The 12710-nt window shown below is 60.0% G+C and carries 11 protein-coding genes and 3 pseudogenes; 8 read left to right on the forward strand and 6 right to left on the reverse strand.

Annotation, left to right across the window (positions count from 1 at the left end; genetic code table 11):
* Nucleotides 1-195 precede the first annotated feature (195 nt).
* A complete protein-coding gene (locus JQ586_RS39135; protein ID WP_212399970.1) occupies nucleotides 196-1302 on the forward strand; it encodes a nitronate monooxygenase family protein in 1107 nt (368 codons plus the stop codon).
* On the opposite strand, the gene JQ586_RS39140 is transcribed toward JQ586_RS39135, so the two are convergent.
* Nucleotides 1299-1670 carry a CoA transferase gene (locus JQ586_RS39140; RefSeq protein ID WP_212399981.1) on the reverse strand — a complete coding sequence of 124 codons (372 nt, stop codon included), beginning with the start codon at nucleotides 1668-1670 and terminating at the stop codon, nucleotides 1299-1301. The genes JQ586_RS39135 and JQ586_RS39140 overlap by 4 nt on opposite strands.
* A 369-nt stretch (nucleotides 1671-2039) precedes the next feature.
* On the opposite strand from JQ586_RS39140, the gene JQ586_RS39145 reads away from it, so the two are divergent.
* From JQ586_RS39145 to JQ586_RS39165, 6 genes and pseudogenes are all read left to right on the forward strand, one after another.
* Nucleotides 2040-2363: a helix-turn-helix domain-containing protein gene (locus tag JQ586_RS39145; RefSeq protein WP_212399971.1), complete on the forward strand. Its 324-nt coding sequence runs from the start codon at nucleotides 2040-2042 to the stop codon at nucleotides 2361-2363.
* Nucleotides 2338-3612, forward strand: coding sequence for a type II toxin-antitoxin system HipA family toxin (locus JQ586_RS39150; protein WP_212399972.1), 1275 nt, complete (start codon nucleotides 2338-2340; stop codon nucleotides 3610-3612). The genes JQ586_RS39145 and JQ586_RS39150 overlap by 26 nt, the downstream gene beginning before the upstream one ends.
* A gap of 328 nt (nucleotides 3613-3940) precedes the next feature.
* Nucleotides 3941-4645, forward strand: coding sequence for a haloacid dehalogenase type II (locus JQ586_RS39155; RefSeq protein ID WP_212399973.1), 705 nt, complete (start codon nucleotides 3941-3943; stop codon nucleotides 4643-4645).
* A 67-nt stretch (nucleotides 4646-4712) separates the two neighbouring features.
* Nucleotides 4713-5148: pseudogene (locus tag JQ586_RS39160) on the forward strand (CoA transferase); the annotation flags it as partial.
* 58 nt (nucleotides 5149-5206) lie between these two features.
* Nucleotides 5207-5536 (forward strand): annotated as a pseudogene (locus tag JQ586_RS40960) (enolase C-terminal domain-like protein); the annotation flags it as partial.
* Nucleotides 5537-5757: 221 nt separating this feature from the next.
* On the forward strand, nucleotides 5758-6033 hold the full coding sequence (locus tag JQ586_RS39165) for an alpha/beta fold hydrolase (protein WP_212399974.1): 276 nt from the start codon (nucleotides 5758-5760) through the stop codon (nucleotides 6031-6033).
* A 212-nt stretch (nucleotides 6034-6245) separates the two neighbouring features.
* Here JQ586_RS39165 and JQ586_RS39170 read toward each other — a convergent pair.
* From JQ586_RS39170 to JQ586_RS39190, 5 genes and pseudogenes are all read right to left on the reverse strand, one after another.
* Nucleotides 6246-6893 (reverse strand): annotated as a pseudogene (locus JQ586_RS39170) (GntR family transcriptional regulator); the annotation flags it as partial.
* 56 nt (nucleotides 6894-6949) lie between these two features.
* Nucleotides 6950-8674 carry an FAD-dependent oxidoreductase gene (locus tag JQ586_RS39175; RefSeq protein WP_212399976.1) on the reverse strand — a complete coding sequence of 575 codons (1725 nt, stop codon included), beginning with the start codon at nucleotides 8672-8674 and terminating at the stop codon, nucleotides 6950-6952.
* A 10-nt stretch (nucleotides 8675-8684) separates the two neighbouring features.
* A complete protein-coding gene (locus JQ586_RS39180) occupies nucleotides 8685-10538 on the reverse strand; it encodes a TRAP transporter large permease subunit (RefSeq protein WP_249148663.1) in 1854 nt (617 codons plus the stop codon).
* A gap of 44 nt (nucleotides 10539-10582) precedes the next feature.
* On the reverse strand, nucleotides 10583-11548 hold the full coding sequence (locus JQ586_RS39185; protein ID WP_212399978.1) for a TRAP transporter substrate-binding protein: 966 nt from the start codon (nucleotides 11546-11548) through the stop codon (nucleotides 10583-10585).
* 86 nt (nucleotides 11549-11634) lie between these two features.
* On the reverse strand, nucleotides 11635-12084 hold the full coding sequence (locus JQ586_RS39190; protein WP_212399979.1) for a type II 3-dehydroquinate dehydratase: 450 nt from the start codon (nucleotides 12082-12084) through the stop codon (nucleotides 11635-11637).
* A 125-nt stretch (nucleotides 12085-12209) separates the two neighbouring features.
* On the opposite strand from JQ586_RS39190, the gene JQ586_RS39195 reads away from it, so the two are divergent.
* Nucleotides 12210-12710 (forward strand): sugar phosphate isomerase/epimerase (locus tag JQ586_RS39195; protein WP_212399980.1); only part of this gene is annotated, 501 nt, incomplete at its 3' end.

A 12710-nucleotide genomic window follows, 5' to 3' on the forward strand; every position in this document is an offset into this window, starting at 1 on the left:
ATTCGCTGGACCAAGCTGTCGATCAACCAGATCGTCAAGGATCGGGTGAACATGCTGCTCGAGGCGTCGATGGCGCTTGAACAGGTGACGTTCGAGACCGCCGACCACAAGGAGGCGACGATGTCGTTCAAGGAGAAACGAAAGCCGAAATTCGGTCAAAACTAAGTAATTTCTCCAGCCCGGATGGTAACTCTCATGCGCAACCGCGTTACCGACATGTTCGGGATAGAAGTCCCGATCTTTGGCTTCACCCACAAGCCGGAAGTCGCGATTGAGGTGACCAATGCCGGCGGCATGGGTGCACTGGCGGCCAGCTATTATCAGCCAGACGAGCTTGAGCGGATTCTCACTGATATGGATGAGAAGACGCGCGGGCGGCCGTATTGCATCGATGTTCTCTTCGCCAACAAGGTGGGCGAAGTTGTTCCCCTATCGGACCGGCTCAAAGCCCTCCCTCGAGAGCACATCGAGTTCGTCGAGAAAGTCTTGGACGATGCCGGCATTCCTCCGCTTCCACCAGAGGTTGAAGCCGAAATGCTCCGTGAGAAACCGCCCGGCCACGGGCATACGGAAGAGGGCGTCCTCGAGGTGCTTGAAATCGTCGTCAAGCATCCCCAAGCCAAATTTGTCTTGAGCGCGATGGGGGCGCCACCGGCCTATGTGGTCGAGAAACTCCACAGCCGCGGTATCACCGTGGGTGCAATGGCGGGAAGTGCTGAGCACGCACGCAAGCATGTGCAGGCGGGCGTCGATCTGATCGTCGCGCAAGGAAGCGAAGCGGGTGGGCACACCGGCACGATCTCGTCCATGGTGCTGTGGCCTGAAGTCGTCGAAGAGGTGTCTCCCGTTCCGGTGCTAGCCGCCGGAGGCGTGGGCAGCGGTCGTCATATTGCAGCTGCGTTCGCTCTAGGAGCCGAAGGCGTATGGTGCGGTACGATCTGGCTCGGCTCGTCTCAGAGTGAACTCTCTCCTGGTATGCGTAAGCGGTTCATTGCGGCGCGTTCACAGGATGCCATCCAACGCAAATACGATACAGGCAAGCCGCTTCGAGGCTTGCGCAGCAAATGGACAGACGCCTGGGACGCTCCGGGCGCGCCGCAACCGCTGCCATTGGCGGGGCAAAAGCTGCTGGTGGCGCCCGCTCTGAAGCGGCTCGAACTGGCCGACGCGGCTGATTATATGGGTTATATGTCCGGCCAGATCGTCGGGCGCATCAAGGACGAACGGCCAATCCGCGACATCATGGAAAACATGAAGTCGGAATGCCTGTCCGTCCTTAAGGCGTTGGGCTCCCAAGCCTAGGTCGCACCTGGCATTGAAGCCAGCGCGACCTCTTCAACGGGCTTTTCGTTTTCTGTGAGCGCGACTTTTCGGTCGAGCAGAGACTGGATGCGTTGCTCGTCCATGCCCGCCGCACGCAGCTCTTCTGCAGTGTGTTCTCCCAGAAACGGACTTCGCCCGACGATAGTTCCTGGCGTTCCCGTCATCTTCACCGCTGTTCCGGCTTCGCTACCAGGATGGTCGACTTCTACAATCATGTCACGGGCATTAAAGTGTGGGTCGTTGACGATATCGAAGACGTTCATGACGGGACCGAACGGCATGCGACCTCCCAGCCTGGTGGTAAGCGCTGCTTTCGTGAAGTTACGCGTAAATTGCCCGATGAAGATTTTGCATGTCGCGACTCAATTGCAGCTTCGGCCTTGGAGGTCTCGAACTCCCAGAGCCAGGGATCTCCTGGCGTTTATGGGAGCATCATACTTCCAGGGTCATGAGCCAACAGACCCGCTTGCATCGCCACTTTTCGGTGTCCGCTGATGCTGTCGAAAAGATCGTCATGCGCGAAGGCGGGTAACGAAAACGGCTGTCTGATCGGGATTGAAACGAGTGTCGACCGGCATCGCCGCCTCGCTTGAAAGATATGTTTAAGGATCATTCCTTCAATAAATGATATGGAAACAGATCATATTCTTGACGGAGTAGACTAAAAATGATACCTTTGCGTTTCTTTCTACCACCAGAAGATACCAAAACAGATCATGCAACGGAACTCGGAAGCAACTCAACAGCTAGGACGGCTCCTTCGGGACGCGAGAAAGCAGGCGGGCCTAACCCAAGAGCAGGTGGCCGAACGCGCGGGCATTTCTCGACCGCGATACCGCGATATCGAGCGGGGCGACGCCGCTGCACGGGCGACCACGCTGATTAACGTCGCGCGCGCGCTCGGCATGGAGCTAATGCTGATCCCACAGGCAATGGTGCCCGGCGTCAACGCACTCCTTCGCCCATCCGAAGACGAAGATCGACCGGCATTCACGACCCAAATGGACGATGATGATGAGCACCCGGGTCCGCGCCCCTAACACCATTCAGTCGCTGGACGTGTTCCTACAAGAACTCAAGGTTGGAACGGTCGTGCGTACGCCGGGCGATTTCAATGCGTTTAGTCTCGATCCAGCCTATCGAGCTATGGCGCGGCCCCCGATATTGAGTCTTTCGCTTCGCTCCGCTGATGGTGGCCTTCGTAAGGATCCGAGGCCAGCAGCACACATATTGCCCGCGCTCTTTGCGAACATGTTGCCCGAGGACAGGCTTCGCGAGGCGATGGAAAAACACCACGCAGGAGCAGTGAGGCAAGGAAACGATTTCGACCTCCTAGCGGCGCTTGGCGAGGACCTCCCAGGTGCGGCGCGCCTCGTGCCGAGCGACGGCAGCACCACGATTTCGGTTCAAGAAAATCCACGTGAGATCAAAGCGCGGTTTTCCCTCGCGGGAGTTCAGATGAAGCTCTCTGTGATGAAGAACACAGGCAAGGGTGGCGGACTGACTCTGCCCATCGGCGACGAGCAAGGTCAGTACATCGCAAAATTCCCTTCCAACCTTGTGGGATTGTCGGAAAACGAGTTCGCCATTTTGGCACTGTCCGAAATTCTAGGGATGGATGTGCCCGAACGCGAACTTGTAGAGAGCTCCGATTTCGAGGGAATTCCCGTAGAATTCAATACTCTGTCGACCGGCAAGATCTTGCTCGTGAAGCGTTTCGACCGGGGGCCCAAAGGCACTCGAATTCACATTGAAGACTTCGCTCAGATCTTTGGCCGGCAGCCCTCTAAAAAATACGACGACGCATCCTACCACGACATCGCCTCCGCGCTGAACGTGGCAGTTTCGACGGACGCCGCACTCGAATTCGTTCGCCGACTGGCCCTTGCTGCGCTTGTCGGCAACGGCGACATGCACTTGAAGAATTGGTCCACGATCTACCCGGGTGACGGCGGCACTCCGGCCATCGCCCCCGTATACGACGTCCTGTCGACCACGGCTTATTTTCCAAAAGACGATATGGCGCTCTCCCTGGGAGGAGAGAAGTCCTTCAAAGCGCTTACTCCGGACCGCTGGCGACAGTTCGCCAATCGCGCGCGGTTACCCGAACCAGCGGTCATCTCGGCCGTCGAGGAAGTTGTGTCGTCGGTAACCGACCATTGGTGGCATCTCCCAGAGCGGGATGTCGTTCCGGCCACCGTTCTCAAAATGATCGATGCTAAAATCGAGGAAATGAGCCCGATTTTAGATCCCGTCCGCTTTCCAAAGCCTCCACTGCTTAACTCCTGAGATTGGTGCGTACGCGTACTCATTAAAGGCGCAGCCATAGCCTGATTGACGCGATTTGAATGTTGGCAAGGTAGTGAGCGGCAAGCCGTCGAGCGCGCCGGCCGACGATGCGACCGCGGCTTCGGGCCGGAAGGTCGTCGGGATCGTGGCCTAGCGAAGCCTGCCGAACAGCGATGGCCCGGGACTTCCCCGGGTTCCTGACGAGCAGAAACGCACGCCTCAACATTCGTGAGATGAATGTGCGAAGAAGAACAATCCATTTCAAAGATAACAGTGGATGCGATCAGATCGGAGCATCCACTCCGCAAACGAGCAAAGGGAAGAGGCGATGAGCGAGATCCAGAATATCAAGGACAACGTGAAGGTCTGCATGTTCGACCAGTACGGCACCGTCGTCGACATGCAGGGCGGCCTCGTCAAGATCGCGACGCCGTTCCTCAAGGAGAAGGGTTGGACCGGCAATCCGAACTCTTTCGTCACCTGGTGGCGCCGCACCCACTTCGAAAACTCGATGATCGACGCGCTGCTCCATCGCGAGCACACGCCGTATCGCGAGATCGGCCACCGCGCCGTGTCGGCCGTCATGGCCCGCGCCGGCATCAAGTTCACGAAGGATGAAGTGAAGTATCTCGTCGGCGAGATCGAGAAGCTCGAGTGCTTCCCGGAAGTGCCGGCGGCTTTGGCCAAGTTGCAGACCAAGTACAAGCTGGTCGTGCTCTCCAACGGCGATCGCGACATGCTCGAGACAGCCAAGCAGTATCACAAAGTTCCGTTCGACGGCGTGATCTCCGTCGCCGAGGCGAATTCCTTCAAGCCGCATCGCGCGACCTACACCAAGGCCGCCGAGATCCTCGGTCTCAAGATGGATCAGGTTCTGTTCGTTGCCAATCACGCCTTCGACGTCATCGGCGCCAAGTCGGCTGGCATGCGCACGGCGATGATCAACCGGCGTAACCGGCCGTTCGAAGAGACGCCCCACAAGCCCGACATCACGGTCGAAACGATGAAGAATCTGGCGGATGCGATCGTCTAGTACGGAAGCACTCTACGGCATCAAGGTCCTGGACCTCTGCCGCGTCGTCTCCGGCCCGTTCGCCACGATGCATCTCGGCGATCTCGGTGCCGACGTAGTGAAGATCGAAGACCCCCGTATCGGCGACGAGAGTCGCCGTTACGGCCCTCCGTTCGTCAACGGAGAGAGCTCGTACTTCCTTTCGGTCAACCGCAACAAGCGAAGCTGCGCAATCGATCTGAAGTCGGCGGCGGGACGGGACGCGGTAATCGCGCGCGCCAAGGCCGCCGACGTCGTGATCGACAACTTCAGGCCAGGCACGCTCGCCAAGTGGGGCCTTTGCTATGCGGCGATGAGCGCCGACAATCCCAAGCTCATTCAGTGCAGCATTTCCGGCTTCGGCCGGACCGGTCCCGATGCGAACCGGCCGGGCTACGACCTGATCCTGCAGGGCGAGTCCGGCGTCATGGACATCACGGGCGATCCGGACGGCCCTGAAGGTCGGCACTTCCATCGCCGACCTGGTTACCGGCCTCTACGCGTCACAGGCGGTGCTCGCCGCGCTGATGAGGCGCGAGCGAAGAAGACGTGCTCGGCGTCGTCCAGCCCGACATCGCCAAATGGGGTGGGCTCAGCGCTTGCACGGCCCTAGCACGCGACATTCTGAAATCGGCAAGACGTTCTGTCCGCATTATCTCGGCGGCGGTATCGGGCTGCTCGCCTCGACGCATCTGCTCGCCGGCGTGGGCGGCGACGGCTGGCTCGAGGTTGACGCTAACGAGAATCCGTTGCGCAGATCTGTTCTGCGGTTCGGTCGAGAAGGTACAAGAAGGCGCTGTCTTTCTGAGCGAAGAGCCTGGGCTCGGAATGGTGCCTGATCTCTCAGCTGTCGCTTGTCACAGCAGCGTTTAAATCGGAGTTTGAGGGCGGTGTCGTCAGGTGGTCCTGCTCTCACACCGAGGCGAATGAAAACGGGTTTTGTTTCTTGTCGGTCGCCCTAACTAGCCTGAGTCGATGGCGATGCGGGACGCATGTCGGCCACCTGTGGTCCCTACGCCTAACTTCATCACGAAGCTCGAGATGGCATCGGCGGTCCGGGAGCCTACGAACGCCGGTCAGACGCTCACAAGAAGATGAACTTCGACAACGTCGCTTCGTATCAGGCGGATGCGACCACGAAACGGCCGCGACCGGTTTTCACCTGCGACATGGCCAAAAAGATCACCGCCCCCACGCTTTTATCCAATGCCGAACGAAGCCCTCCTGTGTTTCATCTGGTCATAGATCAGTTAGAACGTTGCTTGGCGAATCGCGAGAGAGTTGAGATCGCTGCAAGCTCGCATACCGTTCCATGGGAAAATCCCGACGCCTACGATCGAGCCGTCCTTGCCTTCATGGAGAAACACTAGCGGGACGATTGCCCGTTGCAGTGCATGAGTCCGGAAGTGGCCCATTGCGACATATGCCGCTATTGCGCCCCGGCTTTCCCGCGGAGAGCAGCGGTCGATTTGGCGGCTTTTTTCGGAGATTTTGGCTTGGGTTGGATGTCGACTCCCGTCTTCGTAGTGTCGACCGGGCGAGGGTTGGTTGACCCTCCGAATAGGCCCGCATTGTCTTCCTTTAGCGCGTGTTCAACGCATCCACGAATGTGAGAAACCATGATCGTTTGCGCCCGTTTCCAGTCGCGGACGAGTGCAGCCTCCAGCAAGGCTTGATGTTCCCGCGCCGCGATTTCTCCTCGGAAGACGACAGCTATCATCTGGTATCGGAGATAGCGGTCGTATGCTGCGGCGTGTGCAGCGAGAAGCACGTCCGAACCGCAGGCGGAGATCAGAGAGTGATGGAAGTCCCAATCGCATTGCTTCCACAGTTCCTGGTTCTCGCGATGCCCCTCGACCATGCGCTTTTCCATGACGCCTAACTTGTGGTGGGCAGAGACGACGCGGCCCTCCCAGTCTAAATCGCCGGCAACGAAAGACTGCTCGAGAGCATGATTTTCGAGGAGGAGACGCAGCTCAGCCACCTGCCTGAAGTCCGCAGCCGACACCGGCGCGACCTCGAAGCCGCGCTGTCCCTCGGCCACGATGAGTCCTTCGGCGCACATCCGATTCAGGAGTTCGCGCAGTGTCGGGATCGACGTCCCGTAGCTTTCGCTAATGCGCTCGAGCCTCAGTTTCTGGCCTGGAGAGAGGACGCCAAAAATGATGTCGGACCGTATCCGCCGATAGGCAGATTCGCCGATAGTCTCGGTCGTTTGGGCTTTTGTCAGCACGTGCGGCCTCTCATTTGGCTCGAATCTAGCACATTTGCCCTCTCTCGCATGCCTCAATCCGACGGTATCAAATAGTTGTCCAAGGCGCCCGCCGCGTCCATTGCCGCGCGCCAGGCAAAAACCATCGCCGGCCCGATCATGGTGCCGGGACCAGGGTACGTTCCCTTGAAGATCGAGGCGGCGTCCGTACCGGCCGCATAAAGCCCTTTCAGCGGCCTACTATCCGATCGTAGCACACGGCCTCGCTCGTCCGTCCGGAGGCCGGCACTGCTCGCGAGATCCGCTGGCCACACGGCGACCGCGTAGTAAGGCCCCGGCCCGATCTTGCGCAGGCAGGGGTTAGGCTCGTTGTCTGGATCGCCGTTGACGCGATTCAGCGGGCTTGTTCCGCGGCCGAACTCCTCGTCGACCCCGGTCTCGGCATACGCGTTGTAGCGAGCGATCGTCCGAGACAAGGCATCACCGTCCACGTCGATCTGGGCTGCTAGTTCGGGAATTGAGCGCCCCTCGACCAGGTAGCCAGCGTCGATGAAGTTGCGCAAGCTGCGTGAGCCCGGGTGGATGAGGCCGATGCCATAGTCGGAAATGAAGCTCCGATCGCAAATGAGATAGCAGGGTAGGCTAGGAGGCGACCGGTTCGATCGGAGCATCGCCTGGACGAAATCGTGATACGAATTGGCTTCGTTCACGAAGCGACGACCGCTCGCGTCGACGGCAAGAAGCCCGGGTTTCGCGCGATCCAGCATAATGTGCGGAAAAACGGAAAGATGGCCGTCCGGCTGCTTCATGACCGAGCTTGGCATCCAAAGCGCCGGACTTTCCATCCCTCGCTCTATCTCCCCGGAAGCGCGTTCGCCCGCGAGGATCCCGTCGCCAGTATTGCTGTCCGGCGAAAGCGAGTAGCGTCGCGTGTTCTCCTCGAAGAACCGCTCACGCAGTTCGTCGCTCCAGCCGATCCCACCGGTCGCCAGCACAACGCCCTTCCGCGCGCGCACGGCGATCTGGCCGCTAGATGAAGCGAGGACGGCGCCGACGATCTCATCGTCGATCTCGATCAACTCCTCCATCGCGGTCATGTACCGGACGTCGACGGCCAACTGCCGCAGATCGGACAGCAGCCGCGCAATGAGCGCATTGCCCATGATCAGACGCGTTCCGCGCTTGAATTTCAGCCGATCGGTGGCGTGCCGGAAGAGTATGCCTACGACATGCCGGAAGTTGCTCCAGGTTCGAAAAGGGGCCAGCAGCGGCGGGATGTCGGTTTTGCCGACCATCATGCCGCCGAGCACCATGAACTCCCGGCGCGGCGGCCGCACCCGTTCGAAGTCGGCACCTAGCAGTCTGCCATCGAACGGGACCGCGCCAAGCGTCCGGCCGCCGACCGCGGCACCGGGCAGGTCGCGATAGTCGGGATGGATAGGGGGAGGCGCGAAGACCACGCTGGTCTTGCGTTCGAGATAGTCGAGCATGGCGGGCCCGGACGCCAGGAACGCCGAAAGCCGTTTATCGGAGATGCCGCCGAGTATGCCGGCCAGATAGGTTTTCGCTGCTTCTATCGAGTCGGGCACGCCAGCCTTCTTGCTCTGGCTGCTTCCGGGGATCCACACCGATCCCGCTGACGTCGCCGTCGTTCCCCCGACCATGTCTGATTTTTCGCAGAGGATGACCTGCAAGCCTTCCAGCTTGCCGACCAGCGCGGCCGTCATCCCGGCGGCGCCGGCGCCGATCACCAGCAGGTCTGTTTCGCTGTCCCAATGGCGGTCACCGGTAGATGGCATGCGTTGCCTTCTAGAGAAATCCAATGGAGATCCAGGGCACGAAGGCTACCAGCAATAGACCGATTAGAAGCGCAACTATGTAGCCGGCGATCGGCTTCAGCCCTTCGTCTGGATGGACCTTACTGATGGCGCAGGCCGCATAGTAGCCGACGCCGAAGGGCGGAGCGAACAGTCCGACTCCCATAGCCAGGATGATGACCATCGCATAGTGGACTTCGTGCACGCCCACCTGTTTTGCGATCGGAAACAGCAGAGGACCGAACAGCACGACGGCCGGGATTCCTTCGAGCACGCTGCCGAGCACGACGAAGGCGGCAATCGACACTAAGAGGAATGTCGGCGTGCCACCTGGAAGCCCCGCCATCGCGCTCGCGAGATCGCGCGAGAAGCCGGATTGCGTCAACGACCAAGCCATGGCGGTGGCAGCCCCGATGATCAGGAGGATAGCGCCCGAAAGCGCGGCGGTCTCGACCAACATCGGATAGATGCGTCTCCAGTCGAACTTCCGGTAGATCAGGAGACCCGCGAGCACGGAATAGGCGATTCCGATGGTCGAAACTTCGGTGGCTGTTGCGACACCTTCGATGACAGCCGCCCGAATTACGAAGGGCAGGGCGATCGCAGGTAGCGCGACGACGAAGGTTCGAGCGATTTCCCGGGCCGGCGCTTTCGCCACGTGCGAAAGATCCTCGCGCCGATTGCGGCGCCACACCACCACGCAGAGGATCGCACCGACCACGACGCCCGGCAGCAGCCCGCCAGTAAACAGCGATGCGATCGAAATACCGGTGACGGATCCGATCGTGATCAGAACGAGGCTTGGCGGGATGGTCTCGGTTTGGGCGCCAGTCGCGGCGAGCAGTGCGACCAGTTCGCCAGGCTTCGATCCACGCGCCTTCATCTCAGGAAACAGCGCCGGTGCGATTGCGGCCATGTCCGCGGCCTTCGATCCGGAGATGCCGGAGACGAGATACATCGCGCCGATCAGTACGTAGGACAGTCCGCCGCGAACGTGTGCGAGCAGGCTCGCCAGAAAGTTGACCATCGCGCGTGCCATTCCCGTCATCTCGATCAGGAGCCCGAGAAAGACGAATAATGGAACCGAAAGCAGGATGAGGTTGGAAATGCCTTCTTCGATTCGGCCGACGACGACGACGATCGGCGTGTCTGTGGTCAGGGCCTGATAGGCGAACGTCGACAGCCCGAAGGCGAATGCAATGGGTACGCCAGCGAAGACGAGACAGGCGACCACGCCGACGAAGAAGATCAGCAGATTGAGATTGCCCAGATTCTCGAAGGTAGGCTGAAGCAGATAGAGCCCGCCGACGACAACCGTGCTGGCGAGCAGGGCGCCCCCGACATGGCGCCAATTGCCGAGGGCGAGCAGTCTGATCGCGCAGACGGCGATCATGATCGCGAAGCCCGCCGGTAAGGCCGCTGCGCGCCAAGCGTCCGAGATCTGCATCGCCGGGGTCGTCACCGGGATCTCCTCGGCGGCGAAGTTCCAAGAAGACGGGAGGATCAATAGGAGGAACGTGAGGCCGCCAACCATCGCGACGACCTCCAAGGTGAGGCGAACCGCCGGCGGCAGCATGCCGACGAAGGCGGTCATTCGCATGTGTTCCGACCGGTGCAGCGCCATGGCCGAGCCCAGCATCGCCAGCCAAAGGAACAGGGTCGAAGCCAGTTCGTCCGACCATATGATCGGATGATGGAACACGTACCGAGATGTGACGCCTCCGAGGAGGACGAACACCTCGACCAGGACAAGCGCGGCTGTGGGCACCGCGATCACGGTTCCCAGCGCCCGATCCAGCCTGGGCAAGACGCCGGCTCGGGCCGCGATCGGAGCCTCCGACTGCATCGGAGAGCTCCCCGTTTCGGCTGCGGCTGCCATCGTGACGGCGATCAGGCGAGGCTGCCGGAGTATTTCTCGAGCACAGCCCACGCCTCCGGGCCGTATTTCTGCTTCCAATCGGCATAGAAGCCTGCCTTTGTGAGCGCCTTTCGAAATTGGGACTTCTCCGGGCGGTTGAAGACGAGGCCTTTCGACTTGAGGCTTCCTTCGAGGTCGGTATTGAGACGTTCGGTCTCGGTCCTTTGTTTGTCCGTGGCAGCCTCGAAGGACTTGGTGATCAACGCGAGATCATCCGAAGAAAGCGATTTGATCCGCTTTCCGTTCGCGATGATCCACAAGCCGTCCCACATGTGCTCGGTGATGGAGCAGTATTTCTGCACTTCGTAGTACTTACCGGACTCGATAATGGTGAGCGGATTCTCCTGTCCGTCCACGATCTTGGTCTGCAGAGCAGAATAGAGCTCATTGATGGTGATCGAGGTGGGTGACGAGCCGAGGGCCGTGAACAGCGAAACCCACACCGGGCTCGGGGGTACGCGCATCTTCATGCCCTTGAGGTCCTCGACGGAATCGATGGGGTGGTTGCTGGTCGTGATGTTCCGGTAGCCGCTGTCGAGAATTTTCGGAAACGCAAAGATGCCAACCTTGTCCAGGCCGGTGCGGATGCTGGCTCCGAGGTCGCCGTCCATCGCCTGCCAGACATGAGCGTAGTCGCTGAAGGCGAACGCCATGCCGCTGATGCCCGCGATCGGGGAAACGACCTGCATCGAGATGCCGGAAGCCGTCATCATATCGAGGGCGCCCGACCTGACCTGCGTTAGCATGGCGGCATCGGAGCCTAGCTGGGCGTTTGGGAAGAACTGGATGTCGATACGGCCGTTGGACTGCTGCCGGATCTCAGCGCAAGCAGTGTCCATCGCCTTGGAAGACGGATGACTGTCCGCGAACTGCCCGCCGACCTTGAGGCTGACTTTCTTGCCTTCCGCGATCGAGGGCGCGGCCCACATGGCCGCCATCGATCCGATTGCGGTCGCGCCGAATTGTCTTCTGTTCAGTGCCATTGGGCCCTCCTGCCTTGGAACTATTGGTTGATCTGACGCGATCAGGCTTTGCCGGCTTTCGCGAATTCGGCGAGTGCATCGATAGCCAGCACGTAGCCGGTCGCGCCGAGTCCGGCGATCACGCCGGTGACGCCATGCGACATCAGCGATTTCTGATACATGGGCTCGCGCTTGTGGATGTTCGTGATGTGAACTTCGACCTTGGGCCCATCGAACATCTTCAGTGCGTCGAGCAGTGCGATGGAATGGAACGACAATCCGGCGGGGTTGATGGCGACACCGACTTTGGTTCCGCGAGCCTCATGCAGCCAGTCGATCAGTGTCGCCTCGGAATTGGATTGACGGAAATCGACTTCGAGGCCGTGCTTCCGCCCCTGGTCCACGCATCGCTTCTTGATGTCGTCGAGCGTGTCGCGCCCGTAAATCTCCGGCTCTCGGACGCCTAGCAGGTTCAGATTAGGTCCGTTCAGGACCAGGACAGTTTCAGTCATCGAAATTCCTCCCAAACCCGCCGATGGGCGAGGCAAGCGGCCGGAGATAGTCACCATATGAAATGAAAATCAACTGGTATTTTAAAATATGTTAGGTAATATTGCTTCTGCCTGAAGGTGCTTCAATGCCGAACTTCTCCCTCGCTGCGCTGACTGCGCTCGAACTTTCGCCGCCCCGCCTCGTCGAAGTCGCAGCGGCCTGCGGATTCGAGCAGGTCGGGTTCCGATTTCTGCCAGCCACGCCGGGCGGGACGGCCTATCCGCTCATGGACGATCCCGGACAACTGAGAGAGACGAAGTCACGCTTGGCTGCGACCGGTGTCCGCGTCGCGGATCTGGAGGTGGTCGCCTTCAGGCCCGAAACCATCGTCGGATCGTTGGAAGCATTTCTCGAAACGGGCCGAGAACTCGGTGCGAGGCACACGCTGGTCGCAGCCTACGATCCGGACTTGGAGCGCTTCACAGATCGCTTTGCGGCCTATTGCGAGATTTCGCAGCGCCTAGGACTGACAGCGGACCTTGAGTTCATGCCGTGGACGAGCGTGTCGAACCTGACGACGGCAGTTCGCATCGTGGAGAAGATCTCGTCGCCGGCGGCCGGGATACTCGTCGACGCGCTGCACTTC

This window comes from Bradyrhizobium jicamae (assembly GCF_018130215.1).
In the GTDB taxonomy this organism is placed as follows: Bacteria; Pseudomonadota; Alphaproteobacteria; order Rhizobiales; family Xanthobacteraceae; genus Bradyrhizobium; species Bradyrhizobium jicamae_A.